This window comes from Saccharopolyspora sp. SCSIO 74807, assembly GCF_037023755.1.
GTDB lineage: Bacteria > Actinomycetota > Actinomycetes > Mycobacteriales > Pseudonocardiaceae > Saccharopolyspora_C > Saccharopolyspora_C galaxeae.
The window spans coordinates 4,271,382-4,297,411 of record NZ_CP146100.1 but is presented as its reverse complement, the minus strand read 5'-3'; the positions used below and the strand labels follow the sequence as shown (position 1 = coordinate 4,297,411).

At 70.9% G+C, this 26,030-nt stretch carries 21 protein-coding genes; 14 read left to right on the top strand and 7 right to left on the bottom strand.

What is annotated here, in order from left to right; all coding sequences use genetic code 11:
- Positions 1-168: 168 nt before the first annotated feature.
- From V1457_RS19675 to V1457_RS19660, 4 genes are all read left to right on the top strand, one after another.
- Complete coding sequence (locus V1457_RS19675) at positions 169-873, top strand: FadR/GntR family transcriptional regulator (protein WP_200070747.1); 705 nt, start codon at positions 169-171, stop codon at positions 871-873.
- A gap of 151 nt (positions 874-1,024) precedes the next feature.
- Positions 1,025-1,513 (top strand): VTT domain-containing protein, encoded by a 489-nt coding sequence (locus V1457_RS19670; RefSeq protein WP_200070748.1) that lies wholly within the window; start codon positions 1,025-1,027, stop codon positions 1,511-1,513.
- 65 nt (positions 1,514-1,578) lie between these two features.
- Positions 1,579-3,696 (top strand): catalase, encoded by a 2,118-nt coding sequence (locus V1457_RS19665; protein ID WP_338596031.1) that lies wholly within the window; start codon positions 1,579-1,581, stop codon positions 3,694-3,696.
- Between the two features lie 302 nt (positions 3,697-3,998).
- The gene (locus V1457_RS19660; RefSeq protein WP_200070750.1) at positions 3,999-5,459 is read left to right on the top strand and encodes an APC family permease; all 1,461 of its coding nucleotides are present in this window, start codon (positions 3,999-4,001) and stop codon (positions 5,457-5,459) included.
- Here V1457_RS19660 and V1457_RS19655 read toward each other — a convergent pair.
- Positions 5,440-6,861 carry an MFS transporter gene (locus V1457_RS19655; protein ID WP_338596030.1) on the bottom strand — a complete coding sequence of 474 codons (1,422 nt, stop codon included), beginning with the start codon at positions 6,859-6,861 and terminating at the stop codon, positions 5,440-5,442. The genes V1457_RS19660 and V1457_RS19655 overlap by 20 nt on opposite strands.
- A 125-nt stretch (positions 6,862-6,986) precedes the next feature.
- On the opposite strand from V1457_RS19655, the gene V1457_RS19650 reads away from it, so the two are divergent.
- The 3 genes from V1457_RS19650 (at position 6,987) to V1457_RS19640 (ending at position 9,032) form a co-directional block, all read left to right on the top strand.
- Complete coding sequence (locus tag V1457_RS19650) at positions 6,987-7,844, top strand: TetR family transcriptional regulator C-terminal domain-containing protein (protein ID WP_200070819.1); 858 nt, start codon at positions 6,987-6,989, stop codon at positions 7,842-7,844.
- An 86-nt stretch (positions 7,845-7,930) separates the two neighbouring features.
- The gene (locus tag V1457_RS19645; protein WP_200070751.1) at positions 7,931-8,704 is read left to right on the top strand and encodes an enoyl-CoA hydratase-related protein; all 774 of its coding nucleotides are present in this window, start codon (positions 7,931-7,933) and stop codon (positions 8,702-8,704) included.
- A 157-nt stretch (positions 8,705-8,861) separates the two neighbouring features.
- Positions 8,862-9,032 carry a hypothetical protein gene (locus tag V1457_RS19640; protein ID WP_200070752.1) on the top strand — a complete coding sequence of 57 codons (171 nt, stop codon included), beginning with the start codon at positions 8,862-8,864 and terminating at the stop codon, positions 9,030-9,032.
- Here the strand turns inward: V1457_RS19640 and V1457_RS19635 are convergent.
- The 4 genes from V1457_RS19635 to V1457_RS19620 all read right to left on the bottom strand — a co-directional run bounded on the left by V1457_RS19635 (position 9,017) and on the right by V1457_RS19620 (position 13,495).
- Positions 9,017-10,435, bottom strand: a complete 1,419-nt coding sequence (locus V1457_RS19635; protein WP_200070753.1) for an FAD-binding oxidoreductase — start codon at positions 10,433-10,435, stop codon at positions 9,017-9,019. The two genes, V1457_RS19640 and V1457_RS19635, sit on opposite strands and share 16 nt — an antisense overlap.
- 245 nt (positions 10,436-10,680) lie before the next feature.
- A complete protein-coding gene (locus tag V1457_RS19630; RefSeq protein ID WP_338596029.1) occupies positions 10,681-11,610 on the bottom strand; it encodes an NAD(P)-dependent oxidoreductase in 930 nt (309 codons plus the stop codon).
- Between the two features lie 141 nt (positions 11,611-11,751).
- A complete protein-coding gene (locus V1457_RS19625; protein WP_200070755.1) occupies positions 11,752-11,955 on the bottom strand; it encodes a cold-shock protein in 204 nt (67 codons plus the stop codon).
- Positions 11,956-12,271: 316 nt separating this feature from the next.
- Positions 12,272-13,495 carry a Glu/Leu/Phe/Val dehydrogenase dimerization domain-containing protein gene (locus V1457_RS19620; RefSeq protein WP_338596028.1) on the bottom strand — a complete coding sequence of 408 codons (1,224 nt, stop codon included), beginning with the start codon at positions 13,493-13,495 and terminating at the stop codon, positions 12,272-12,274.
- A 557-nt stretch (positions 13,496-14,052) separates the two neighbouring features.
- Here V1457_RS19620 and V1457_RS19615 point away from each other — a divergent pair.
- Complete coding sequence (locus V1457_RS19615; protein WP_338596027.1) at positions 14,053-14,940, top strand: hypothetical protein; 888 nt, start codon at positions 14,053-14,055, stop codon at positions 14,938-14,940.
- A 41-nt stretch (positions 14,941-14,981) separates the two neighbouring features.
- The gene (locus tag V1457_RS19610; RefSeq protein WP_338596026.1) at positions 14,982-16,550 is read left to right on the top strand and encodes an amidohydrolase; all 1,569 of its coding nucleotides are present in this window, start codon (positions 14,982-14,984) and stop codon (positions 16,548-16,550) included.
- Positions 16,551-16,602: 52 nt separating this feature from the next.
- On the opposite strand, the gene V1457_RS19605 is transcribed toward V1457_RS19610, so the two are convergent.
- A complete protein-coding gene (locus V1457_RS19605; RefSeq protein ID WP_338596025.1) occupies positions 16,603-17,400 on the bottom strand; it encodes a serine hydrolase in 798 nt (265 codons plus the stop codon).
- 16 nt (positions 17,401-17,416) lie between these two features.
- Positions 17,417-18,361 (bottom strand): ornithine cyclodeaminase family protein, encoded by a 945-nt coding sequence (locus V1457_RS19600; protein ID WP_338596024.1) that lies wholly within the window; start codon positions 18,359-18,361, stop codon positions 17,417-17,419.
- 313 nt (positions 18,362-18,674) lie between these two features.
- On the opposite strand from V1457_RS19600, the gene V1457_RS19595 reads away from it, so the two are divergent.
- The 5 genes from V1457_RS19595 to V1457_RS19575 are packed head-to-tail and all read left to right on the top strand — an operon-like array spanning position 18,675 to position 25,953.
- The gene (locus tag V1457_RS19595; protein WP_338596023.1) at positions 18,675-20,261 is read left to right on the top strand and encodes an aldehyde dehydrogenase family protein; all 1,587 of its coding nucleotides are present in this window, start codon (positions 18,675-18,677) and stop codon (positions 20,259-20,261) included.
- The gene (locus V1457_RS19590; RefSeq protein WP_338596022.1) at positions 20,258-21,400 is read left to right on the top strand and encodes an FAD-binding oxidoreductase; all 1,143 of its coding nucleotides are present in this window, start codon (positions 20,258-20,260) and stop codon (positions 21,398-21,400) included. The genes V1457_RS19595 and V1457_RS19590 overlap by 4 nt, the downstream gene beginning before the upstream one ends.
- Before the next feature lie 48 nt (positions 21,401-21,448).
- A complete protein-coding gene (locus V1457_RS19585) occupies positions 21,449-22,624 on the top strand; it encodes a Glu/Leu/Phe/Val dehydrogenase dimerization domain-containing protein (RefSeq protein WP_338596021.1) in 1,176 nt (391 codons plus the stop codon).
- A 6-nt stretch (positions 22,625-22,630) separates the two neighbouring features.
- Entirely contained in the window at positions 22,631-23,722 is a 1,092-nt protein-coding gene (locus tag V1457_RS19580; protein ID WP_338596020.1) for a LysR family transcriptional regulator, read from the top strand.
- On the top strand, positions 23,719-25,953 hold the full coding sequence (locus V1457_RS19575) for a thiamine pyrophosphate-dependent enzyme (RefSeq protein ID WP_338596018.1): 2,235 nt from the start codon (positions 23,719-23,721) through the stop codon (positions 25,951-25,953). The genes V1457_RS19580 and V1457_RS19575 overlap by 4 nt, the downstream gene beginning before the upstream one ends.
- Positions 25,954-26,030 lie beyond the last annotated feature (77 nt).

Genomic DNA, 26,030 nt, shown 5'->3' with positions numbered 1-26,030 from the left:
TCGTCATCCCCGCGACCGCGAGGCCGCGGGGACATTGGTTCACTGGATGGACCACTTTGCGCCTCGGCCCGAACACCGTCAAGGCTGAATTGGTCGACTGGACGAACCTCTGACCGAGATCTCCGGTGCTAATCTGGGCGCTGTCGATCCGTCCGCTGGAGGCCGAAGGTGTCCGACGCGCTGCGCCCGCTGACCCGGCCGAAGCTCTACGAGCAGGTCGTGGTGCGGTTGCGCGAGCACGTCGCCGCTTCCGGGCTGGACGTCGGCGACCGCCTCCCGCCGGAACGGGAGCTGGCCGACCGGCTAGGGGTGAGCCGCGCCTCGGTGCGCCAGGCGATCGTCGTCCTGGAAGTCCAGGGCCTCGTCGAGGTGCGCCACGGCGGCGGCACCTACCTGCGCGAGCGCGTGCTGGACAGCGAGCCGGTGGAAGAGCTGGTGGCGCGGCGCCGCAGGTTGCCGGACGTGCTCGACGCCCGGGAGGCGCTGGAGACGAAGCTTGCCGAACTCGCCGCCGAACGCCGCACCGAGCAGGACCTGACCGAGATCGACGCGGCGCTGGCCGACATGCGCGGCCAGGTGGAAGCCGGCGACCTCGGCGGCGACGGGGACCGCCGGTTCCACGCCGCGATCACCGCGGCCGCGCACAGCACGATGCTCGCGGACTTCATGCGCACGATCGCCGACGAGATCGCCGAGAGCCGCCAGGAGTCGCTGCGCCAGCCCAACCGCCCGCCGCAGTCGCTGCGCCAGCACGAGCGCATCGCCGAAGCGATCCGCGCGGGCAACGCCCGCACCGCGGTCACCGCGATGCGCCGCCACCTGCGCACCGTCAGCCGCGTCCGGTTGCTCAGCTGGGATCCGGACGCGGACTGAAACCGCGGCGAATCCCCCATCGCGGACACCCTCCGCCGAGCCTGGCCTGCCGCGATGGCACCGGGAACGGTGCGGTTAGGCTTCGTCTCGCCGTCCCGACCGCAGTGGAGCAATCCTTGATCCCCGCCCGCCCCCGGCCCGCAGGCCCCCGATGATCGGCTGGCTGCTGGCCACGGCGGGCACCGCCCTGCTGGGCAGCGTTTTCCCGCTGGCCAACATCGAGCTCTACCTGGTCGGTGTGCTCAGCACCGTCGAAGGCTTGAACTGGTGGGCGCTGGGCCTGGCCGCGGCGGTCGGGCAGATGCTGGGCAAGACGCTGTTCTTCTTGGCCGGTCGCGGCGGCTTCTCGCTCGGCAGGCGCCTCGGCAGGATGACCGAGGCCCGCGAGGGCGGCCGCTGGGCCGCTCTGCTGGAGAAGTTCCACTCCCGCACCGAGCAACACCCGTGGTGGGGACTGGGCGTCCTGTTCGTCAGCGCGGTGCTGAGCTTTCCGCCGTTCACCGTGCTGTGCTTCCTGTCCGGCGCCGCCGGTCTGCCGCTGCTCGGTTTCCTCGCGGTGAGCCTCACCGGCCGCGCGATCCACTTCCTGATCGTCGCAGGCGCCCCGGAAGTGGTGCACCAGCTGCCGTTCTTCGGCTGAGCGCATAACGACCTCCGGGCGAGGGCACCCGCTGAGGGCAGGTTCTGGCCACCCGGAGGTAGGTAATGGCTTCCCACCACGGCGACAAGCAGGAACAGCTCGACGAGGTCCGCAAGAGCCTCGACGACAGCTACTTGACCACCCAGCAAGGCGTGCAAGTCGATCACACCGACGACTCGCTGACCGTCGGCGAGCGTGGGCCGACCCTTCTGGAGGACTTCCACGCGCGCGAGAAGATCACCCACTTCGACCACGAACGCATCCCGGAGCGGGTGGTGCACGCGCGCGGCGCGGGCGCCTACGGCTACTTCCAGCCCTACGACGGCTGGCTGGCGGACTACACGGTGGCGAAGTTCTTGACCGACCCGCAGGAGCAGACGCCGGTGTTCATCCGGTTCTCCACCGTCGCGGGTTCGCGGGGTTCCGCGGACACCGTCCGGGACGTGCGCGGTTTCGCGACCAAGTTCTACACCAGCCAGGGCAACTACGACCTGGTCGGCAACAACATGCCGGTGTTCTTCATCCACGACGGGATCAAGTTCCCCGACTTCGTGCACGCGGTGAAACCGGAGCCGGACAACGAGATCCCGCAGGCGCAGTCCGCGCACGACACGCTGTGGGACTTCGTTTCGCTGCAACCGGAAACGCTGCACATGATGATGTGGCTGATGTCGGACCGGGCGATCCCGCGCAGCTACCGGATGATGCAGGGCTTCGGCGTGCACACGTTCCGCCTGGTCGACGCCCAGGGCAGGGGCACCTTCGTGAAGTTCCACTGGAAGCCGATGCTCGGCACCCACTCCCTGGTCTGGGACGAGTGCCAGAAGGTGGGCGGCAAGGACCCGGACTACAACCGCCGGGACCTGTGGGAAGCCATAGAAACCGGCCAGTACCCGGAGTGGGAGCTGGGCGTGCAGCTGGTCGACGAGACCAAGGAGCACGACTTCGACTTCGATCTGCTGGACGCCACCAAGATCATCCCAGAGGAGGAGGTCCCGGTGCGCCCGGTGGGCAAGCTGGTGCTCAACCGCAATCCGGACAACTTCTTCGCCGAAACCGAGCAGGTCGCCTTCCACACCGCCAACGTGGTCCCGGGCATCGACTTCACCAACGACCCGCTACTGCAGGCCCGCAACTTCTCCTACCTGGACACCCAGCTGATCCGGCTGGGCGGGCCGAACTTCGCGCACATCCCGGTGAACCGGCCGATCACCGAGGTCACCAACAACCAGCGGGACGGGTTCCAGCAGCAGCGGATTCACCGAGGCCGCACCAGCTACACCAAGAACAGCCTCAGCGGCGGCTGCCCGGTGGTTGCGGGCGCGGGGCCGGAGACCTTCAGCCACTACCAGGAGAAGGTGGAAGGCCAGAAGATCCGCAAGCGCAGCGAGAGCTTCAAGGACTACTACAGCCAGGCCACGTTGTTCTGGAACAGCATGGCGTCCTGGGAGAAGGCGCACATCATCGCCGCGTTCCGGTTCGAGCTGGGCAAGGTCGACCACCACCACGTGCGGGAGGCCACGGTCGAGCAGCTCAACCACGTCGACCACGAGCTGGCCGTGCAGGTCGCCGAGGGCATCGGCGTCACGCCGCCGGAGTCCGCGGTCACCACCAACCACGGTCGCAGCTCCCCGGCGCTGAGCCAGTCGAACTCGGTGACCGGCACAATCGCCACCCGCAAGGTGGCCGTGCTCGTCGGCGACGGGGTCGACCCGACCGAGGTCGACCAGATCCGCCGGGGGCTGTCCGAACGCGGCGCGGTCGCCGAGGTGCTCGGGTTGCGGGACGGCACGGCGCGCGGCTCGGACGGCGACGACGTCCGCGTGGACCGTGCGATCAACACGATGGCCTCGGTGGTCTACGACGCGGTGATCGTGCCGGGCGGTGCGGAAAGCGCGCGGGCGCTGTCGGCGGACGGCTACGCGGTGCACTTCGTCACCGAGGCGTACAAGCACGCAAAACCGGTCGCCGCCAGTGATGACGGGGTGTCCGTGCTGCAACGAGCGGGGATCAACGACGTCCGGCATGCCGGTGCGAGCGGGGACGGCGTGGTCGCCGACCGGGGCGTCGTCACCGCCGCCGCGACCGGAGGCACGCTGCCGGAGGAGTTCCTGGCGGAGTTCGCCAACGCGCTCGCCGGCCACCGGGTGTGGGATCGGGACACCGACTCCGTTCCGGCGTGAGACGGCGGGGCCGCTGCGGCGGCCCCGCCCCCGTCAACCCCTTCCCGAATACTGGGCGCGCAGAATCGCGTGATCGTCGGCGATTCCGTGATTCGGCGCACCGCGCCGTCGTCTCGCACTTTTCCCGCGGCCCCTGCACCGCCACCTGGAGCAAGCCCGTGCGCAGCGACGATGTCCGACCGGGGGATCCGGTGCAATTGGCCGGCGCGTCGATGTTCCGTTTCTCGCGGTCCGATACCGAAACAGTTACGCCGAGCCTGGAAATTCGCCATCGCGTTGGCGATCTCCTACGGTGCTAGCCCGTGAGTCTTCTCCGAACACTTCCCGTCGACGACGTGCTGACGCGCACCCAGCGCAGCGGCCTCGTGCGACGGCTGACCGGCCGGGACCTGGTCGGTTTCGGCATCGGCATCATCATCGGCACCGGCGTGTTCACCCTCGCCGGGATCGAGGCGAAGGACCACGCCGGACCGGCCGTGGTGCTGTCCTTCGTGATCGGCGGCGTGGTCGCCGCGCTGGCGGCGCTCTGTTACGCGGAGCTGGCTTCGGCGGTGCCGACAGCGGGCAGCGCCTACACCTACGCCTACTCCACGCTGGGCGAGATCTTCGCCTGGATCATCGGCTGGGACCTGCTGCTGGAGTTCGCGCTGGGCTCGGCGGTGGTATCGCGGAGCTGGTCGGGCTACATCGCCAGCCTGCTCGGGCTGCCGCAGGAATGGTTCGGCGAGGACGCCACCGTCAACCTCGGCGCCATCCTGATCATCGCGGTGCTCACCGTGGTGGCGGTCTCCGGCATCCGGGAGTCCTCCTGGGTGACCAACGCACTGGTCGTGATCAAGGTCGCGGTGTGCGTGCTGGTCATCGTGGCCGGGCTGTTCTTCTTCACCGGCGCCAACCTGACACCGTTCGTACCGCCCGCGGAGCTGAGCACATCGGGCGGCAGCGTGCTGGAGCAACCGCTGGTGTCCGCGCTGCTGGGCATGGAGCAGTCGAAGTACGGCTTCGGCGGGGTGCTCACCGCCGCGGCGATCGTGTTCTTCGCCTACACCGGGTTCGAGGCGCTGGCCAACCTCGGCGAGGAGACCAAGCGCCCGCGGCGCGACCTGCCGACCGGGCTGCTCGGCAGCCTGCTGATCTGCACGGGGCTGTACGTCGCGGTGGCGCTGGTGCTCACCGCGATGGTGCCGTATTCGCAGATCGACGAAGGCGCGCCGCTGGCCGCCGCGTTCCACCTGGTCGGTTCGCACTGGGTGGCCGCGCTGATCTCGCTCGGCGCCGTGACCGGGCTGACCTCGGTGATGATGGTGCAGCTGGTGACCATCGGGCGGATCGGCTTCGCGATGAGCCGGGACGGCCTGCTGCCGCCGAAGCTGTCCCAGGTGCACCCGAAGTGGGGCACGCCGCACCGGATGACCATCGGCGGCGCGATCGTGATCATGCTGCTGGGCGGGTTCGTGCCGATCTCCGAGCTCTCCGACATGGTCAGCATCGGCGCGCTGTCCGGGTTCATCATCGTCGCGATCGCGGTTCCGGTGCTGCGCTCGCGCAAACCGGACCTGCAGCGCCCGTTCCGCGTTCCGCTCTCCCCGGTGCTGCCGGTGCTGACCGCCGTCGCCTGCCTGTACCTGATGTCGAACCTGGACGTGCTGACCTGGCTGCGGTTCGCGGCCTGGCTCGCGGTGGGACTGGTGCTGTACCTGCTCTACGGCTACCGCAAGTCGCGGCTGGGCAAGGGGGAGCCGGTCACCGGCGGCGACGTGTGACCACGAGCTGCTCGGCGACCGCGATCAGCAGCGCCAGCGCGACGAAGCCGACCGCCACCAGCAACCCGGTGGAGATCGCGGCGTCCCAACCGCCTTCGGTGACCGAAGAGAAGAACAGCCCGGAGGCGGTTGCGGTGCCGATCGCGGTGCCCAGCCGCTGTCCGGTCTGCTGCACACCGGCCGCGGTGCCGCCGCTGGCGCTGTCGACCTCGGAGAGCGTGACGGTCTGGTTCGGCGAGATCACGGCACCGCTGCCGATCCCGGCCAGCAGCAGGGCGGGCGCGGCCACCGCGCCCGCCATCCGGCCGAATCCGGCGCCGAGCAGCACGTCGGTCAGAACCAGCCCGGCCAGTGCCGCGACCAGGCCCAGCACGACCAGCGACCGGCCGAAGCGGTGCACGAGACGGCCGCTGGCCGCCGACGACACGGCCGACCCGATGGCGAATGGGGTCATCGACAACCCCGCCAGCAGCGGCGAGTACCCCAGCCCGTGCTGCAGGTACAGCGCCAGCACGAAGAAGATGCTGGTGAACCCGGCGAAGTACACCATCCCGAGGGCGCTGCCGAAGCTGTAGCTGCCGATGCCGAACAGCCGGATGTCGACCAACGGCTGGCGGCCCCGGTCCCGGTAACGACGCTCCCAAAGCACGAACAGCACCAGCAGCACCGGCGCGGCCAGCATGAGCCACCACGGAGTCCCGCTGCTGCTCTCCCGCTCGACCAGCGGCAGCAGCACCGACAGCAGGGTGGCCGCCAGCAGCAGCACGCCGATCAGGTCGAGGCTTTGCGCCGGTCCGCTCGGCAAGTCCCGCGGCAGGTACTTCCGCGCGAACACCAGCGCCGCCAGCCCGATCGGCACGTTCACGAAGAACACCCAGCGCCAGCCGTCCTCGGCGCCCGCGACCTCGATGATCAGCCCGCCCAGAAGCGGGCCGATCGCGGTGGACAGCCCCACCACGGCGCCGAACAACCCGAACGCCTTGCCCCGCTCGGGACCGTGGAACAGTGCCTGGATCAGCCCGAGGATCTGCGGGTTCAGCATCCCGCCCGCGGCGCCCTGCACCAGCCGCGCGATCACCAGCCACAGCGGCCCTGTGGCGAACCCGGCGATAGCGCTAGCGGCGGTGAACAGCAGCAACGCGAGCACGAACATGCGGCTGCGGCCGCGGTCGTCGCCGAGCCGCCCGGACGGCACCAGCACCAGCCCGAAGGTCAGCGCGTAACCGGACACCACCCAGGCCAGCGCGATCGGCGGCGCCTGCAGTCCCTGCTGCATCGACGGCAGCGCGACGTTGACGATGCTGACGTCGAGCAGCGTCATGAATCCGGCCAGCAGGCAGATCACCAATGCCGGCCAGCGGTGCGCCGGCTGCTCGGTGCTGATGGTGCTCGTAGTCGTCACCCCCACATCCTGCCGGTCGTGCTGAAAGATGTTCGCGTTCAGGGCGCCCTGGGTCGACGCGGCCGTGCTCCAGCACACCGGAACCCGCCGCGACGCGCTTGGTAGCGTCCGAGCCCGTGCAGGAGCTGGCGGAGCTGGAGGCGTTGCGCGGGCGGGTGCGCGAGGTCCTCGCCGGCTACCCGGAAAGCCACCGCGCGTTCGCCGACCGCATCGGGCTGGACGCCACCAAGCTCTCCAAGTCGCTGACCGGCATCCGCCGGTTCACCCCGGTCGAGCTGACGCGCATCGCCGAAGTCGGCCAGGTCACGGTGAACTGGCTGATCAACGGCCGGGACGACGCCGAGACCGTCGCCGCTGCCCCGCGCCGCACCGCACGTCCACCGGAGCACCCCGGCGGCGACCGCTACCGGCAGATCCTGGACGCCGCGTGGGAGCTGATCGCCGAGCGCGGCTACCACTCGGTGCGCGTCGCCGACATCGCCGAGGCGTGCGGGGTCAGCGCGGCGACCATCCACTACCACTTCCCCGGCCGCGACGACCTGCTCACCGAGGCGCTGCGGCATTCGGTGCGGCAGGCGTTCGACCGCCAGGTCGCCGAACTGCACCGGATCGACGACGCCCGCGAACGGTTGCTGCGGCTGGTCGAGCTGCAATTGCCCGCATCCGCCCCGTTGCGCCGCGAGTGGTCGATCTGGCTGCAGGTGTGGAACGAGAGCGCGCTGCGCCCCGAGCTGCGCGGGCTGCACGGCGACTCCTACACCCGCTGGCACGACACGATCGCCCGCACCATCCGCGAAGGCCAGCAGCAGGGCGTGTTCGCCCCGGGCGATGCCGAGGACCTGGCGGTGCGGCTGACCGCGCTCATCGACGGGCTCGGCATCGGGGTGCTGACCGGGCGCCCAGGGCGTTCGGTCGACCGGATGCGCGGGGTGTTGCGCGAGTTCATCGAGCGGGACGTGGCAGCCGGTCGTGATCACCCGTAGTGGTCCGCGGATCGCCTGTTTGCGCGGTTGAGCCGTTGTGGTCGCTGCAATAGTTTGCGGGAGCGACCGCCCACGGAGGTGATCACGTGCCGGAGGACGACGAAGTACTGGTCGAGCACCACGACGCGGTGCTGCTGCTGACGTTCAACCGCCCGGAAAGCCTCAACGCCTGGACCCCGTCCATGCAGCGGCGGTACTTCGAACTGCTGGACAAGGCCGAGCACGACCCGGCCGTGCGTGCGGTGGTGGTCACCGGCTCCGGCCGCGGCTTCTGCGCGGGCACCGACCTGTCCGCGCTGTCCGGCGCGCCGGAGGTGGACGACGACGTGCCGCCGGTGTCGCAGCCGATCCGGATGCGCAAACCGGTGATCGCTGCGATCAACGGTCCGGTCGCGGGCATCGGGTTGATCGCCGCGCTGTTCGCCGACGTGCGGTTCGCCGCGGCGGAAGCGAAGTTCACCACCGCGTTCAGCCGCCGCGGGCTGGTCGCCGAGCACGGCATCTCGTGGATCCTGCCGAAGCTCGTGGGGGCCGGAACGGCGCTGGACCTGATGCTCTCGGCGCGCACCTTCCTCGGCGACGAGGCGCACCGGATCGGCTTGGCCGACCGCGTCATGCCCGCCGCCGAGGTGCTGCCCGCGGCGTTGGAGTACGCGCGCACGCTGGCCACCGAGTGCTCCCCTGCCTCGCTCGCCGAGATCAAGCAGCAGATCTACGCCGGCCTGGACAGCGGGCTGGAGACGGCGACAGCGGATGCGCACAGCCGGATGATCGCCGCGTTCGACCGTCCCGACGTGCGGGAAGGGGTGCGCAGCTTCCGCGAGGGCAGGCCCCCGGACTTCCCGCCGCTGAGCGGCTGAGCCGCAGTCACCGCGACGCTCAATGGCTCCGCGCGGCCCCTTCGGCGGCTCCGCCGCGGAAGCGCTGGGCAGCTCCGCCGCGGAAGCGCTGGGCGGCTCCGCCGCGGGGCTACCCGATACGGTGGCCGCAAGCCCCGAGTCGAGGAAGGAGCGCGCGATGAACCCGGAGACCCCGGAAGCCGACGCGGTCGAGCAGGCCCAGCAGGACGAGGCGATCCCGGAGGAGGACGGCCCGACCGGCACCGAAGCCACCTGGGAAGCGGATCCGGCCGACCTCGCCGACCAGAAGCGCACCGAACCCACCGACGACGACTACGAGCGGGACTGACCAGGCAGATCCCCGGCCGGGTCGTCCGCATCGGGTAGCACCCGGCCGGGGTTGAGCACTCCCCTCGGATCCAGCGTCCGCTTGATGGCCCGCTGCGCCCACAGCGCCGCCGGGTCCAGCTCCCGGCCGAGCCAGCGCCGCTTCAGCGCGCCCACGCCGTGCTCGCCGGTGATCGTCCCGCCGAGCCGCAGGCCCAGGTCCATGATCGCGTCGAAGGCTCGCTCGGCGCGCGCGGTCTCGGCCGCGTCGTCGGCATCGAACACGACCACCGGATGCATGTTCCCGTCCCCGGCGTGCCCCGCGCACAGGATCTGCACCCGATGTTCGGCGGACAGTCCGGCGAGCCCTTCGACCAGGTCCACCAGCCGCCCGCGCGGCACGCACACGTCGTCGATGAGCAGTGATCCCAGCTTCTCGTGCGCGTCGCCGACCAGTCGCCGCGCCCGCATCAGCAGGTCGCCTTCGGCCGGATCGTCGGCGACGACCACGTCCGTTGCCGCGCACTCCCCGGCCGCCCGCGCGAACCCGTCCAGGTCCGCGCCCGCCAGCGGTCCGCGGTCGGACTGCGCGATGAGCATTCCGGCGGCCTGCTCCGGGAAGCCCAGGTCGGCGATGCCCGCGACGGCACGCATCGTGGGCGCGTCCATGAACTCCAGCGCCGACGGCCGGAACCCGGCGCCGAGGTAGCTCGCGACCGCGCGGCAGGCGTCGGCGACGGCGCCGAAGAACGCCACGGCGGTCAGCGGCCGCTCCTGCGCGGGCCGCAGCGCGAGCGTCGCCTCGGTGACCACGCCGAGCGTGCCTTCGGAGCCGACGAGCAGGCTGGTGAGGTCGTAGCCGGCCACGCCCTTGGCCGTTGCGCGCCCGGTCCGCAGCACCCGCCCGTCGGCCAGCACGACCTGCAACCCGCGCACGAAGTCCCCGGTCACGCCGTATTTCACGCAGCACATGCCACCCGCGTTGGTGGCGATGTTGCCGCCGATCGTGGAGATGGACCGCGACCCCGGGTCCGGTGGGTAGAACAGCCCGCGCTCGGCGGCGGCCTCCCCCAGCTCGCCGTTGACCACGCCCGGCTGCACGAGGGCAACCTGCTCCTCGGGGTCGATCCGCAGCACCCGGTTCATCTTCTCCAGCGACAGCAGCACGCATCCCGCCGACGCGTTCGCCGCTCCGGAAAGGCCGCTTCGGGCGCCCTGCGGCACGACCGGCACCCCGTGCTGATGAGCCCAGCCGAGCGTGGTCGATACGTCCTCGGTGCTGCGTGCACGCACCAGCACAGCGGGTTCGCCTGCCGGGCAGAAGGTGGCGCGGTCCCTGCTGTGCGCTCGCAGCACGTCGGGATCGTCGATGACGCTGCCCGCGGCGAGAAGTCCGGTCAGCGGGTGCGCGGCGGTCGTCGTCATGGAGCCCCTCGGCGTCGGTGCCGGATCCACGCTAGCCGTGCTCGAGCGTCCGGCCCACCGCCAGGAGGGTCGAGCCGCGGCGGACGCTGGGCCATCCGGCCGGTCGGTTCCGCACGAATGCCGTCGGCGAAATTTCTCTTCCGGGCAGCGCTGCGGGTTTTCCCGCAAATGCGACGCCGAACTTAAAAACGATAAGCCCGCCCCTGTTCGCCGACCGCGAAAGGATTCGGCGGACAACGCGCGCCTCAGCCCGGCCAGAGACCGAACAACGTTGCGAAACCTTCCCGCCAACTCGGCCACATCGGGCGCCATCCCAGCGTTTCCCGCAGCCGGAAATTCGTGGCGCCACGCTGCTCGGTCAGCCGGTGCACCGTCAACCAGTCCAGCTGCGCCCGCGCCTGCTCCAGCGTCAACGACACCGGCGCCGGGCCACCGACCATCCGGGCGTAGGCAGGCAGCCATTCCGCGTATTCGGCAGGTTCGTTGTCCACCACGTTGTAGATGCCGGATTCGCCGGCGCTCAACACTTCGGCCACAGCGCTGGCGGCGTCGTCGACGTGCGTGAACGAGGTGAGCCCGACCCCGTCGTCGACCAACGGCAACGCGCTGCCGCGCACCTGCTCGTGGATCCGCCCGCCCGGGGCGTACCAGGTGTCGGGCCCGTACAGCGAGCCGTAGCGCAGCACCACGCCGTCGTGCTCGAGCACCGCGTCTTCCAGGTCGGCGACCGCGCGCACCAGCTCGCCCCACCGCCCGGGCGCGTCGGTCCACAGCGGGGAGTCCTCGTCCAGCACGTCGTGGCCGTTCGGGTAGTACGCCTCGACCGTGCTCTGCGCGACGACCCGGTTCACCCCGGCGTCCCGCGCGGCCCTCACGAGGTTGCGCGTGCCCAGCCCCCACAGCTGCGCCGTGCGGTCCAGGGCATCGTCGTAGTCCTCGGCGCGGAAACCCGAAACCTGCGCCACGACGACGTCCGGCGCACTGTCGCGCAGCACGCGGCGCAGCTGCGGCAGCTCGAGCACATCGGCGACCGCGACATCGTCCGCGCCGGGCGCCGCCTCCGCGTTCGCGGCGCGCAGCAGCGCCGTCACGTGGTGGCCGCGCTGCTGCAGGCTGGACAGCAACGTTCTTCCGACCACGCCGGTGGCACCGGCGATGAACACCCGCAGGGGCACTGAGAACCTCGCAGCGATCGACATCAGCGGGAGGGGGCAGCCTACCCCGGGAACCCAGAGATGATCATCACTCCGCGCCGGGCGGGAACATGCGAGGGGCCCGCGCCTGGGCAGGCGCGGGCCCCTCGTAGCTCGCGGAACTCAGATGCTGCGGATTCCCGAAGCCTGCGGACCCTTCGGCCCCTGAGCGATCTCGAACTCCACCCGCTGGTTCTCGTCGAGCGTGCGGAAACCCGAGGCGTCAATCGCGGTGTAGTGGGCGAACACGTCAGAACCGCCCCCGTCAGGAGTGATGAAGCCGAAGCCCTTCTCGGCGTTGAACCACTTCACGGTACCGGTAGCCATTCTCTTTACTCCTACTTCAGATGGCCAGGGGCCGACACTTCGCCAACCCCGAAGTCGCCGAGATGATCACCTGGGCCGAACGGCCTACGGCACAACAAAGCGCCTGCGGCACGCTTGTTTCGCAGGCACTTTCAAGTACTTCTGGGAACCAAAACTGCAACCGGCGGCAACGCTAGCACCCGATCCACGGGTTGTCACACACTTGTCACCCGAAGTCGTGGCCGCCACAGATAGATGTAACACCGAAAGGCATTCCGACGATTTCCGCAAAACCTCGGCGCGCGCCACCGGCTATGGCGCGCGCCGAGCACCGCCGCTACGGGATGCTCACCAGCAGCCGGCCTTCCGCCTCGGCCACCCGGTTCTGCTCGGTCTGCCGGTCCGCCATGCCCAGCGCCGCGTCCCGCGGCGTCGTGCCGTCGGCGTCCCAGGCCGCCAGCAGCGGCGGGATCTTGGCCAGCATCTCCTCGCGCAGCACGCTGAACGACAGCACCGGGTCGGCGTCCACCCGCCCCAGCAGCAGCCACCAGGCCCAGGCGACGGCGCCGGAGTTCGCCACGAAGTCCGGGATCACCGGCACGCCCCGGGTCGCCAGCAGCTCCTCGGCCGCGGGCGTGATCGGCGTGTTCGCCGCCTCGATGATCACCTTGGCGCGCACCTGCGGCACCCGCTCCGGAGTGATCGCGTAGGACACCGCCGCCGGGATCAGCACGTCGACCTCCGCGGACAGCACCGCGTCCCTGGACAGCCGCTGCACGTCCGCGGGCACCTGATCGCGATCGATCTCGCCGAACCGGTCGCGGGCCTCCAGCAGCGCCGGGACGTCCAGCCCGTCCGGGTGGTACAGCGAGCCGACCGCGTCGGCCACCGCGACCACCTTCAGCCCCGCCTCGTGCAGGTACCACGCCGCGCCGCCGCCCATGGTGCCCACGCCCTGCACCGCCACGGTCGTGCGCTCGTGGTCCCAGCCGCGGGCCTGCACCACGCCCAGGCAGCTCTGCGCCACGCCGTAGCCGCCGACGACATCGCCCAGCAGGAGTCCGCCCGGCACCGGGGAGTTCAACCCGGCCCGGACCCGGCGCAGCGTGTGCTCGACGTCCGGCGCCCGCCGGATGGCCGCGTGGTAGGACTGCTGCAGGCCGGACTCCTCGAAGACCTCGTCGATCAGGTGCTGCGGCACGCCCAGGTCCTCCGCGGTCACCCAGTGCGCGTCGATCCACGGGCGCATGGCCTCGACGAAGCGGCGCAGCACGCCGCGCGCCTCGGGATCCTTCGGGTCGCAGTCGATCCCGCCCTTGGCGCCACCGACCGGCAGGTTGAACACGGCCGTCTTGCGGGCCATGCCGCGGGCCAGGTCCTCCACTTCGGACATCGTGCAGCCGGCGCGCATCCGGGTCCCGCCGGTGGCCAGGCCGGACACAAGACTGTGCACGACCAGGTAACCGCGGTTGCCCGTCACCGGATCTGTCCAGGTCACCCTCATCAGCGGGTCGCAGTCGACGAGTGCCACCGGCCGAACCTCCTTCCAAGAGCAGTGCATGAAATGGGCGCACGGGTAGGCGCCCATCAGAGTTACTTGCAGAAGGGGCGTGTTCCGGTCACACCTGTGCACGAACCTTCGGCGGATCGGATGTCCGCGTTGTCAGGTCCGTTGCGACCGGCCGCACGCGCTGCGGGTGATGACCACCGGCTTCGCGGTGGTCCACCTCAATGTCGCAGCCACAGCGATGAAGAGGACAGCCAGCGGAGGGGACGGGGAAGGCCGTACTCATCAGCCCGCATGGTCACCTCCGGGTCTCGCTGGCGATGAATCGAAGCTAAACCCCGCCTGGATTTATTGTCAACAATCCTCGCATTCGACATCAGGCTCTTCGTCGGAAGTTACCGGCGAAACCTGGACGTGATCCACAACGAGCCGCTGACCAGCGCATTCGGCGGTGGTTACGAGGTGGGCAGCTGGGTGGTGCCCATCCCTCGACCGGGGTCTTAAGCTCTGCACCCGGGCGGGCTTTCGCCACGCCCGGGTGCAGGAACGGCGGAGCACGGCCGCGGGGAGCCGGGCACGGAAACCCCGCGTGTGGCTGGGAGGATGCAGCTATGAGCCAACCGGGACCGCCCGAGCAGGGCCGCCCCAGAACCGACCCGCAGGAACCGCCGGGGACTCTCGACCAGACCGCTCAGCAGAACCTCATCCAGCAGCTCGGGCGGGCGCTGCTGCGCTCGGTCCCGCCGGCCTGGAACGAGGTCAGCGTCGAGTACCGCGCGGTCGGCGGGCACGCGGAGATCGCGGCGCAACTGGTGGCTCCGAACGGGACGCTCATTCCGCTGACCACGCCGGACGAGGTCCGTGCGCTGTTCTCCCGGCTGCGCCACGGAATGCACGAGTCGGAACGGGGCACTTGGCTCAGTGCCATCTACCGGCTGCGGCGCCCGAGCAGCTACAGCGTCGACTTCAACGGCGACTACGAACCCACCTGGCAGACCCCGCCGCCCAAGGACGCCTTCGCCGAGGAACTGCACCACTACCCCCGCACCGGCGAGAACATCCCCGGTTGGCTCGCCCAGCGCGCCGGGGTGCCGGATGCCAGCGGCAGCGCTACCCGCGCGCCCGCGTTGCGCACCGCGGAGGTCTTCGACGCGGTCGATCAGTCCGGGCGCCCGCAGACCAACCGGGCAGAGGTGAACGCCGCGGAACTCGACGGGCTGGCCGACTACCTGGACCAGGCGCCGCTAGTGCTCGCCGCCCGCAGCTACGACACCGATCAGCTCGACCCGGAACAGCCCGCCTCGGTGCCGCTGACCTTCCACACCGACGGGGCCTGGATCTGGCCCGGCGCGGTCGCGTACTACCTGCGCAAGCACGGGGTGCCGCCGGAGGATGAGCTGGTCGAGCACATCCGCAAGACCGGTTTCCGGGTGCCGGAGGTGGACGAGCACGTGCGCGAACTCGCGGTCACGGTGATCACCGGCGAGGAGCATCGCTGAGTTCCGCGGACCTGGCGTTCGTCGGCGGCCGGGTGCTCACCATGGACGCCGCGGGTTCGAGCGCGGACGCGCTGGCGGTCCGAGCGGGCCGCATCGTCGCCCTCGGGCAGGCGGACGTGCGCGCGATGACCGGTTCCCGTACGGAACTCGTGGACCTGCGCGGGCGGTTGTTGCTGCCCGGTTTCCAGGATGCGCACGCGCACCCGGTCTTCGGCGGGCTGCTGCGGGCGCGGTGCGACCTCACCGCCGCGTCCAGCGCCGCGGGATGCCTGCGGATCGTCGGTGAGCACGACGGGCGTGGATGGGTACTCGGCGGTGGTTGGGATCCCGCGCTCTTCCCGGGAGGTGCGCCGACCGCGACAGCCCTCGACGCTGTGACGGGAGGGCGTCCTGCGTATCTGGTGAACCGTGACCACCACAGCGTCTGGGTGAACACCGAAGCGCTCCGGCTCGCCGGAGTGGACCGGGGCACTCCCGATCCGGTTGACGGCTGGATCGAACGCGACGCCGACGACCGTCCCTCCGGGACGTTGCACGAGGGGGCCGCGGACCTCGTCGCGCGCGTCCTGCCGGAACCCGACCCGCCGGAGTACACGGCGGCGCTGCTGGACGCTCAGCGGCTGATGCACGCGCACGGGGTCGTCGGGTGGCAGGACGCGATCGTCGGGGAATACCTCGGCTACGCGGACACCTTGGGCACCTATCGCGATCTCGACCGGCGCGGGATGCTCACTGCACGGGTCCAGGGAGCACTGTGGTGGGATCGCCGCCGCGGCATCGAGCAGGTTCCGGATCTCGTCGAGCGCCGCCGTCTTGGTCGGGGTGACCGTTTTCGCGCGGAGCACGTCAAGATCATGGGTGACGGAGTCTGCGAGAACCTCACCGCGTCGATGGTCCAGCCGTATGTGGGCGCGCACGGCTGCGGGCTGTCTTATCTGTCCGCAGAGGACCTGCGAAGCGCACTGGCGCATTTGGACGCTGCAGGGTTCTCCACGCATTTCCACGCTGTCGGCGACAGGGCCGTCCGTGACGCACTGGACGCCGTGGCAGCTGCACGTGCCGCGCACGGTCCCATGGGCCTGCGCCACCAGATCGCTCACGTGCAGGTGGTGCGCGATGAGGACATCGGCCGGTTCCGGGAGCTGGACGTCACCGCGAACCTCCAGGCCGCCTGGGCGATCAACGACGCGGCGATGACCGAGCTGACCATTCCGCGGCTCGGGGCGGCGCGTTCCGGGCGTCAATACCCGTTCCGGTCGCTGCTCGACTCCGGTGCGCCGCTGGCGGCGGGCAGCGACTGGCCGGTGTCCGAGATCGACCCGCTCGCGGCGGTGCACGCGGCGGTCAACCGGACCGTTCCGGCAGCGGCGGCCGAACCTTTCCAGCCGGAGCAGGCCATCGGGCTCACCGACGCGCTGGCGGCGCACACGCGCGGGGCCGCGCGCGCGAACGGATTCGCGCACGAGACCGGGTCGCTGGAGATCGGCAAGGCCGGCGACTTGGTCGTGCTCGACCGCGATCTGCTCCGCGTACCGCCGGATGAGATCGGACGCGCGCGCGTAGACCTCACCGCCGTGGACGGTGTCGTCGTGCACGACCGGCTCGGCTGAGCGCGCCGGCATCTCCCGTCGGCGTCATCGAGATCCGCGCTGTCCCACAAGATCAGCCGAGCGCTCGATACACCCGGACGCCGAGGTCGGCGAAGTGGTCGTAGACCGCGCTTCGCCCGCTGCCGCGGGAGGAGAACTCGTCGGTGAGCTCGTCGACGAGCACCGCGACCACCGCGCGCGGACGATCGTCGCCGATCAACGCCACGTCGTGCCGCGCGCCCCTGATCTCGCCGGTCTTGTTCCAGCACCGCGCGGAGGCGGGCAGCAACGCCGGTAGCCGGTCCCGGACCTGCTGGCGGGCCAGCACTCCCAACGCGTGCCGGGTGAGCTCCGGCGGCAACGCGCGCTCGGTCGCCAGCCGGTCCAGAACGCGCGCTTGATCCAGCGCGCAGGTCGTGTTGCGGCCAGGGGCGTGCACGTCCATCAAGCGGCGTTCGACGCGAGTGCGCTCGCAGCCGAGTTCAGCGGTGCATTCGGCGATCGCGTCGAAACCGATGGTGTCGATGACGGCGTTGGTCGCTGCGTTGTCGCTGACCACGATCATCAGCGTGATCAGGTCCGCCAGCGCTACGCGGTGCACGCTGGGCAGTTCGCGCAGCACTCCGAAGCCTCCGGTCCGCTCGGCGGGCAACGCGACCGAGGTGTCCAGCGCGACGCGGCCGGCGTGCGCCTCGCGGAGCGCGGTGATCATGATCAGCACCTTGATCGTGCTGGCCGGGTGCACCTCGCGGTTCGCGCCGAGCAGCACCGGTTCCCGCTCTTGCAGGTCCCACGCGGCGAAGTTGACTTGCCCGGGAAAGGTCTCCCACGCCTGCTGCAGCGACGCACCCAGCCGTTCCGCGAAAGTCACCTTCGGCCCCTTTCCGCTACAAGGTCCCCAGCACGGCGTGCGCGGCGGCCGCGTCCTGCACCGCGACTCCCACGCTGTTGTAGAAGATGACCTGTTCTTCGTCGGTGCGCCCGGCGCGGCGGCCGGTGAGCACGTCGCCGAGCGAATGCAGCTCCTCGACCGACACCGCGCCTTGCTCCAGCGCCGCGATGATCGGGCCGGCGTGCCCGGCTGCGGTTTCGACGTCGTCCACGACGACCGGTGCCGCCTGGCGCACCAGCGCGGGCGCGACTTCCCTGCGGTGCGGTTCGAAACCGCCTACCGAGATCACGGTGGTGCCGGGGTCGACCGGGCCGAGCACCGGATCGGTGCTGAGGGTGCAGGTCGCGACCAGCGCGGCGCCGCGCACGGCATCCTCCGGCGAGTCCGCGGGGCGCACGTCGACGTCCAGTTCGGCATCGAGCTCCCGCGCGGCGGCTTCCCGGCGACCCCGGTTGCGGCTGTAGAGCCGCACCGCGCGCAGCTCGCGGACTCGAGCGAACGCGCGGACGTGCGCCCGCGCCTGCACCCCCGAGCCCAGCACCGCCAACTCGTCGGCACCGCGCGGTGCGAGCGCGTCGACCGCGACGGCGCTGCCCGCGGCGGTGCGCAGTTCGGTGAGCGCGGTACCCGCGAGCGTCGCCCGCAGCCGACCGGTCGCTGCGTCCAAGACCAGCACGGTGGCGCTGATCGCGGGAAGCCCGAGCGAGCCGTTGCCGGGATGCACGGCTACGAGCTTGCTGACCGCGCCGTGGTCCGGTGACAGCGTGCTGAGGTAGCCGAGCGCGGTGTTCGCGCCGACGCCGAGCGCGACCTTCTCCGCCATCCGCGCTCGCCCGTCGCTGAGCGCCCGGAACGCGGTGCGCTGCGACGCGATCGCGGTGTCCGGGTCCAGAGCGGCCCGGACGTCTTCGTCGGTCCACGTCTCGGGCGGGTTCGTCATCCGGTCCTCCTCGCCGCGCACATCCGGAAACTGCCACAGCCGGAGCGGGTCGCGACAGCGGCCGGGAGCCGGACCAAGCAGCGCTGTCGCTCAGAAAGTTGGGAAATCACTCTTCTGGTGCTCGATGGTCGAACGCCTGAACGGTTACGGTGGGTATCGCGCTTGATCGCGCAGTGCGATCGTCCAGATCGAACAGCCAGGCCGATTCCCCGGATCGATCAGCCGAATCCGGCGGCCGATCGCGGAACCGAGCGGCCCGCGACCGCAGCACGCAACCCCGAGGAACACGCAACCCCGAGGAAGAGGTGGACCCGTGGAGTCGACGACCTTGAGTTCGGTGATCGGCACCGGCACCCGCGACGCGGCACCGGACCCGCAGGGCGAGGTGTACCGCTCGCGCAATCCCGCGCATCTGGACGACGTGGTGGCAGAGGTCCACCTCGGCGGTACGTCCGCGCTGCACTCGGCTGCGCGGGCCGCGCGCACCGCGCAGCGGGAGTGGGCGCGCGTACCGGCGCCGGTGCGCGGCAGAGCGGTCGCGGAGCTGGGCAGGCTCGTGGAGGCCAACAAGGACTCGCTCGCCAGGCTGGTCACCAGGGAGATCGGCAAGCCCTACGCCGAAGCGCTCGGCGAGGTCCAGGAGATCGTGGACACCTGCGACTTCTTCCTCGGTGAGGGGCGCAGGCTCTACGGGCAGACGGTGCCATCGGAGATGCCGGACAAGCAGCTGTTCACCTTCCGGGTGCCGGTCGGCGTGGTCGCGGTGATCACCGCGGGCAACTTCCCGGTCGCGGTGCCGTCCTGGTACCTGGTCCCGGCGTTGCTCTGCGGCAACGCGGTGGTGTGGAAACCGGCCGAATACGCCGCTGCGGCGGCGCGCGCGGTGGCCGAGCTGGCGTGGCGCGCCGGTGTGCCGCAGGGCGTGCTCAACCTCGTCTACGCCGATGGCGAGTCGACCTTCGGCGGACTGGAATCGGCGTTGGAAGACGGCCTGGTGGACAAGGTGGGGTTCACCGGGTCCACCGCGGTCGGTTCCCGGGTCGGCGAACTGTGCGGGCGCCACCGGCAGAGCCCGTGCCTGGAACTCGGCGGCAAGAACCCGATGGTCGTCGCCGCGGACGCGGATCTGGACCTCGCGGTGGAGGGCGCGCTGTTCTCCGGCTGGGGAACCGCCGGGCAGCGCTGCACCTCGCTGGGCAATCTGATCGTGCACCGGGACGTGCACGAGGAGTTCGTCGGGCGGCTGGACCAAGCGCTGCGCGCGGCGGCGATCGGGGATCCCGGCGGGGACGTGCTCTACGGCCCGATGCTGGACGAGCGCTTCGCCGCGGGCTTCGAATCCGCGCTGGAGACGATCGCCGATCACCACGAGGTGCTCGGTTCGGACGCGGTCGGCCGGATCGGATCGTCCGCGCCCCGCACGGGCTTTCGCGGTGATCCGGAGTCCGGGCTGTACTACCACCCGGTGCTGCTGGACGGGTTGCGCCCGGACGACCACGTCTTCACCCACGAGACCTTCGGGCCGATCGTCGGGGTGAGCACCTTCAGCGACCTCGACGAGGCGATCGAACTCGGCGACGCACCCGGTTACGGGCTCTCCGCCGCCGTCTACACCAGCGATCCCGCCACGGCCTTCCGCTTCCGGCAGGGCACTCGCGCGGGCATGGTCAGCGTGAACAACTCGACCTCCGGCGCGGAAGCGCACCTGCCGTTCGGCGGCAACGGCCGGTCCGGCAACGGCAGTCGCCAATCCGGCATCTGGGTGCTGGACCAGTTCACCCGCTGGCAATCGCTCAACTGGGACTTCTCCGGGAAGCTGCAGAAGGCCCAGATGGACGTGGACACCATCGAGCCGGACCGCGGCTACCGGCTGCCGCCCGAGCTGGGCGGGACGCCGTGAACCCGCCCGCCACGGCCGACGTCGTGGTGATCGGTGGCGGGGCGATCGGCGCATCGGCGGCCTTCCACCTGGCCGAAGCCGGTGTGGACGTCGTCCTGCTGGATCGCGGCGAGCTCGGCGGTGGCAGCACCTGCAAGGCGGCGGGCGGAGTGCGGGCGCAGTTCTCCGACCCGGTCAACATCGCGCTCGGCGCGCGGAGCCTGCGGGCCTTCGAGCAGTTCGGTGAGCGTCCCGGAGCGGAGATCGACCTGCGCCAGCACGGCTACCTGTTCCTGCTTTCCGCACCTGCGGACGTCACGGCGTTCGAGGACGGCGTGCGGTTGCAGAACGAGCTAGGGGTGCCCAGCCGGATGCTCACCGCTGCCGAGGCGGCCGAGCTCACGCCCGTGGTGTCCGTGCAGGACGTGCTCGCCGCCGCCTACTCCCCCACCGACGGCCATTGCACGCCGGAGGCCGTGGTGCACGGCTACGCCGCCGGTATCCGCAGGCACGGCGGGACCGTGCTCCCGCACTGCGCGGTGACCGGCATCGACACCGCAGGCGATGCGGTCACCGGGGTGCGCACGGACTCCGGTGTCATCGCGACCTCCGCCGCGCTCTGCGCGGCCGGAGCGTGGTCTTCGGCGGTGGCCGCGATGGCGGGGGTCGAACTGCCGGTGCGGCCGCTGCGGCGGCAGATCGTGGTCACCGAGCCGATCCGGGACCTGCCGGGCCGGTTGCCGTTCACCATCGACTTCGGCACCGGTTTCTACTTCCACGAGGAGGGGCCCGGGCTGCTGATGGGGATGCCCGATCCCGCCGACAGCCCGGATCCGCATCCGGACGACAGCTGGCTGGAGCTGCTGGCCGAGACCGTCGCGCACCGCGCGCCCCGGTTCTCGACCGCGGGCGCGGCGCACCGGTGGGCCGGCCTGTACGAGATCACGCCCGACCACAACGCCCTCGTCGGGCAGGCCGGCCAGGTGCGGGGCCTGTGGTACGCCACCGGTTTCTCCGGGCATGGCTTCCTGCAGAGCCCGGCGATCGGCGAAGTGCTGCGGGACCTCGTCCTCGGCCGCACACCGCCGGTCGACGTCGGTGCTCTCGACGTGGCGCGCTTCGAACGCGCCGGGCACCGCCCCGAACGGAACCTCGTCTGAACACCGAGCCGGACACCGGGCGACCGGTCGGCGGCGATGGAGGCAGTTGTGAACGACCTGTTGCAGTCCATGGACCAGTGGGGTCCGGAGAAGATCGTCTGCGTTTCCGATGCCCGCACCGGGATGCGCGGCGTGCTGGTGGTGGACAACACCGCGCGCGGCACCGGCAAGGGCGGCATCCGGATGAGTCCCGGTGTCACGGTCGGCGAGATCGCCAAGCTGGCCAGGGTGATGACGTGGAAGTGGGCCGCCGCCGACCTCTTCCACGGCGGTGCCAAGGCGGGCATCGCGGCCGATCCCGCCGCACCGGACAAGGAAAGGGTGGTGCGGGCGTTCGCGCGCAGGCTGGCCGACCAGGTTCCGGCCAGTTACGTCGCCGGTCTGGACATGGGCATGACCGAGCACGACGCGGCGATCATCCAGGACGAGCTCGGCGACCGCGGCGCGGCCGTCGGGGTGCCGGAGGAACTGGGCGGCGTCCCGTACGACGAGCTCGGCGTCACCGGCCACGGGGTGGCGGCCTCGATCGCAAGCGCGCTGGAACTGCGGGGCCGTTCGCTCGACGGGGTCCGCGTCGCGGTGCAGGGGTTCGGCGCTGTCGGCGCCGCAGCAGCCCGCCGGTTGCACGAGCTCGGGGCGCGGATCGTCGCGCTGTCCACGGCGCAGGGCGCCGTGCACGATCCGGACGGCCTGGACGTGCCGTGGTGGCTCGCCGCGCGCGCCGAACAGGGCGATGCGTGCGTGCACTCCGCTCCCTCTGCGCAGCGGCTCGGCCGCGGGGACGAGCTGCTGGTGGACTGCGACGTGCTGCTGCCCGCTGCGCAGCAGGACGTGATCGGTGAACAGGTCGCAGCCGGAGTGCGCGCCGAGTTGATCGTCGAGGGCGCGAACCTGCCGACCACGACCGGCGCCCGCGCGTTGCTGGCCGCGCGGGGTGTCCAGGTGGTGCCGGATTTCATCGCGAACGCGGGCGGTGCGATCGCCGCCGGGTTCGCCATGGACGCGCGCCGCTCGGCGTTCCGGCCGGAACCGGCGCGAATACTGCACGAGGTCGCCGAGCGGTGCCGGGCGAACACCGCTCTCGTGCTGCGCACCGCTGCGCAGCGGCGGATCGAGCCGCACCACGCGGCGCTGGAACTGGCTCAGCACCGGGTGCGCACGGCGATGGAGCTGCGCGGACGACTGCCGCGGGTCGACGCCGAACCGGTCGGCGCCTGCGGGTGATCGGCGATGCTCAACCCCATCCACCTGCGAACCTTGCAGGAGTGCGTGCGCACCGGATCGTTCGCCGAAGCGGGCCGGACACTCGGCTACACCGCATCGGCGGTGTCCCAGCAGATGGCGCTGCTGGAACGTGCCGTCGGAGCACCGCTTTTCGAGCGCTCCGCGCGCAGCACCCGCAGCACCACGCTGGCGACGCGCTTGGCCGAACGCAGCCGTGACGCGCTGGGCGCGTTGGACGCCTTGGAACGTGAAGTCCACGCCATGGTCAGCGGCGACGAGGGCAGTCTGCGGCTGGCCGGGTTCGCCACCGCCAACGCGCGAATCCTGCCGTCCGTGCTGGCCGCGGTGATCGCGCGGCGCCCGAGCGCCGAGCTGCAGCTCGACGAGGGCGAGCCGGACGAAGTCTTGGACGGAGTGCTGGACGGAGTGCTGGATGCCGCGGTCGTCTTCGAGTACGACCTGGATCCCCGGAAATGGCCGTCGGACCTGCGCGCCGACGACGTGCTCGCCGAGCCGCTGCGGCTGGCGCTGCCCGCATCCCACCGGCTGGCCGATTCCCCGGAGGTCGCTCTGGAGGAACTGGCCGAGGAGTCCTGGATCTGCACCCGCAAGGACACCGCGGGTGCGCGGTCGCTGGTGCGGCTGGCCGCGGCCAGCGGGTTCGTCCCCCGGATCACCTTCCGCAGCAACGACTACTCGGTGATCCGCGATCTGGTGGCGCGCGGGCTCGGGGTCGCCGTGCTGCCGGGGCTCGCGCCCAGCGGTGGCGGAGTTCGGCTCGCCCGGATCGCCGGTCGGCAACCGTATCGGCGGGTGCGGACGCTGTATCGCAAGCAGAACACGAACCCGCTGCTGCCGATCGCACTGGACTGCTTGACGCGAGCCGGGTCGGAACTCGCGGTGCTGTGGAAATCGGACTTCGAGCACCCGCCCCGGGGCAGCAGGGAACGGACATCCGGTTCCGGTCCGGGTCCGGCAGCACCCGCACCGCCGGCCCGCGAGAACGGCACCGAGCACGACGCGGTGCACACCGATCGAGGAATGACCTCGGACGAGAACGAGCCGGCGTCCGGGCGCATCGAAGCGGAGCAATCATGACCCAGCAACCCGCCAGGTCCGAGCCGATCGACGACCACTTCCGGTCCACTGTGGCCGGATGCGGCACCGCCGATTCCTCGACAGCGGCCCGGTATCCGGCCGCGGCGCGCCAGGAACTGCTGGAGCTGTTCGACGCGCAATGCGGCAGCAGGCACCTGGACTTCGCAGCTCGGGAACTGGGGCACCGCAAGCTCGGCTACTACAGCATCGGCTCGGCCGGGCACGAGTCGAACGCGGCGGTCGCCGCGTCGTTGCGCCCGACGGACCCCGCGCTGCTGCACTACCGGTCCGGCGCGTTCTACCTGCGGCGGGCGAGCCAAGTGCCGGGACAGGACCCGCTGCGGGACGTACTGCTCGGCGTGGTCGCTTCCGCCGAAGAGCCGATTTCCGCGGGACGGCACAAGGTCTTCGGTCACGGCGATCTCGGGATCATCCCGCAGACCTCGACGATCGCCTCGCACCTGCCGCGCGCGATGGGGCTGGCGTTCTCGCTGGCGCGCGCCGAACAACTCGGCGTCCGCGCCGAGTGGCCCGCGGATTCGGTGGTGCTGTGCAGCTTCGGCGATGCCTCGATGAACCACTCCACCGCCCTCGGGGCGATCAACTCGGCGCTGCACTGCGCCCACCAAGGGCTACCGATGCCCTTGCTGCTGGTGTGCGAGGACAACGGGCTCGGCATCAGCGTCCGCACTCCGCACGACTGGGTGGAGTCCGCGCACTCCGGCAGACCGGGACTACGGTACTCCACAGTGGACGGTGACGATCCGGAGCAGTGCCTGCGGGTCGCCGCCGAGACGGCGGATTGGGTGCGCGAACATCGCCGGCCCGCGTTGCTGCACCTGCGCACGGTGCGGCTGATGGGACATGCGGGGTCCGATGTGGAGTCCGCCTACCGCTCCCGTGCCGAGATCGTGGCCGAGCACGCGCGGGATCCACTGCTCGCCACCGCGAAAACCTTGGTGCGCCACGAAATTCTCTCCGCCGAGCAGGTGCTGGAGCGTTACGAGCAGAAGCGGGCTGAGGTGGCTCGCATCGCCGAACAGGCGCTGTCCCGGCCGAAGCTCGCCGACAGCGGGGACGTCATGGCAACGATCGCCTCCGAGCACCCGGAAGCCGTCCGGGACCGCGTCCGCCGTGTACCGATCGAGCGGACGACGGTTCCGGACCGGGGGCTGACCCTTGCGGAGTCGATCAATCACGGGTTGGCGGAGGCGTTGGCGGGCGATCCGGGCGTGCTGGTGTTCGGTGAGGACGTCGCGGGCAAGGGGGGCGTGTACGGGGTGACCCGCGGTCTGCGCCGCAGGTTCGGCGGCCTGCGGGTGTTCGACACGGTGCTCGACGAGCAGAGCGTGCTGGGGACCGCGCTCGGGGCCGGAACGGCCGGCCTGCTGCCCATTCCAGAGATCCAATACCTGGCGTACCTGCACAACGCCGCCGATCAGCTGCGGGGTGAGGCCGCGACGCTGGGGTTCTTCTCGGACGGCCGCTTCCGGAACCCGATGGTGGTGCGCATCGCCGGGTACGCCTTCCAGAAAGGTTTCGGCGGGCACTTCCACAACGACAATTCCGTCGCCGCGCTGCGCGACGTCCCCGGCCTGGTGGTCGCTTCCCCGGCCAGCCCGGATGATGCCGCCGCCATGCTGCGCACCTGCGTAGCAGCCGCCCACGAGGATGGACGGGTATGCGTGTTCCTGGAACCGATCGCGCTGTACCACGAGCGGGACCTGCATGAGACCGGGGACGAAGGATGGCTGGCGCGCTACCCCGATCCGGTCGGCGGACACGTTCCGATCGGGCGGGCTCGCACCTACGGGAACGGGACCGACCTGACGCTGGTCACCTTCGGCAACGGGCTACCGCGTTGCCTGCGGGTCGCGCGGCGGTTGCAGCACGAAGGGGCCGGGGTGCGCGTGCTGGACCTGCGGTGGCTGAGCCCGCTACCCACCGAAGACTTGCTGGCGGCGGCGCGTGCGACCGGGTCGGTGCTGGTGGCCGACGAGACGCGGCGCAGCGGCGGGGTGTCCGAACCGGTCGTGACCGCTCTCGCCGACGCGGGTTTCGCCGGCAGGATCGCGCGGGTCACCAGCGAGGACAGTTTCATCCCGCTCGGCGACGCCGCGTACCACGTGCTGTTGGACGAGCAGGACATCGAGGACACCGCGCGGAAGCTGCTGGCGGGAAGGTCCGGCGCCGCCACGGGAGACGGCACCCGCCCGACCCGTGATGGATAATCGCCGCGGCCCTGACAGTTCCGGCCCGTCGGACTGCGGCGGAGGCCGTGCGGGCAAAAGGGCCGACGGCGCACTCC

Excerpts from the sequence above, each read along its gene's own strand:
- V1457_RS19670 (WP_200070748.1), top strand. The coding sequence starts at position 1,025 with ATGATCGGCTGGCTGCTGGCCACGGCGGGCACCGCCCTGCTGGGCAGC.
- V1457_RS19665 (WP_338596031.1), top strand. The coding sequence starts at position 1,579 with ATGGCTTCCCACCACGGCGACAAGCAGGAACAGCTCGACGAGGTCCGC.
- V1457_RS19640 (WP_200070752.1), top strand. The coding sequence starts at position 8,862 with ATGAACCCGGAGACCCCGGAAGCCGACGCGGTCGAGCAGGCCCAGCAG.
- V1457_RS19635 (WP_200070753.1), bottom strand. The coding sequence starts at position 10,435 with ATGACGACGACCGCCGCGCACCCGCTGACCGGACTTCTCGCCGCGGGC.
- V1457_RS19625 (WP_200070755.1), bottom strand. The coding sequence starts at position 11,955 with ATGGCTACCGGTACCGTGAAGTGGTTCAACGCCGAGAAGGGCTTCGGC.
- V1457_RS19620 (WP_338596028.1), bottom strand. The coding sequence starts at position 13,495 with ATGCACTGCTCTTGGAAGGAGGTTCGGCCGGTGGCACTCGTCGACTGC.
- V1457_RS19615 (WP_338596027.1), top strand. The coding sequence starts at position 14,053 with ATGAGCCAACCGGGACCGCCCGAGCAGGGCCGCCCCAGAACCGACCCG.
- V1457_RS19610 (WP_338596026.1), top strand. The coding sequence starts at position 14,982 with ATGGACGCCGCGGGTTCGAGCGCGGACGCGCTGGCGGTCCGAGCGGGC.
- V1457_RS19600 (WP_338596024.1), bottom strand. The coding sequence starts at position 18,361 with ATGACGAACCCGCCCGAGACGTGGACCGACGAAGACGTCCGGGCCGCT.
- V1457_RS19580 (WP_338596020.1), top strand. The coding sequence starts at position 22,631 with ATGCTCAACCCCATCCACCTGCGAACCTTGCAGGAGTGCGTGCGCACC.
- V1457_RS19575 (WP_338596018.1), top strand. The coding sequence starts at position 23,719 with ATGACCCAGCAACCCGCCAGGTCCGAGCCGATCGACGACCACTTCCGG.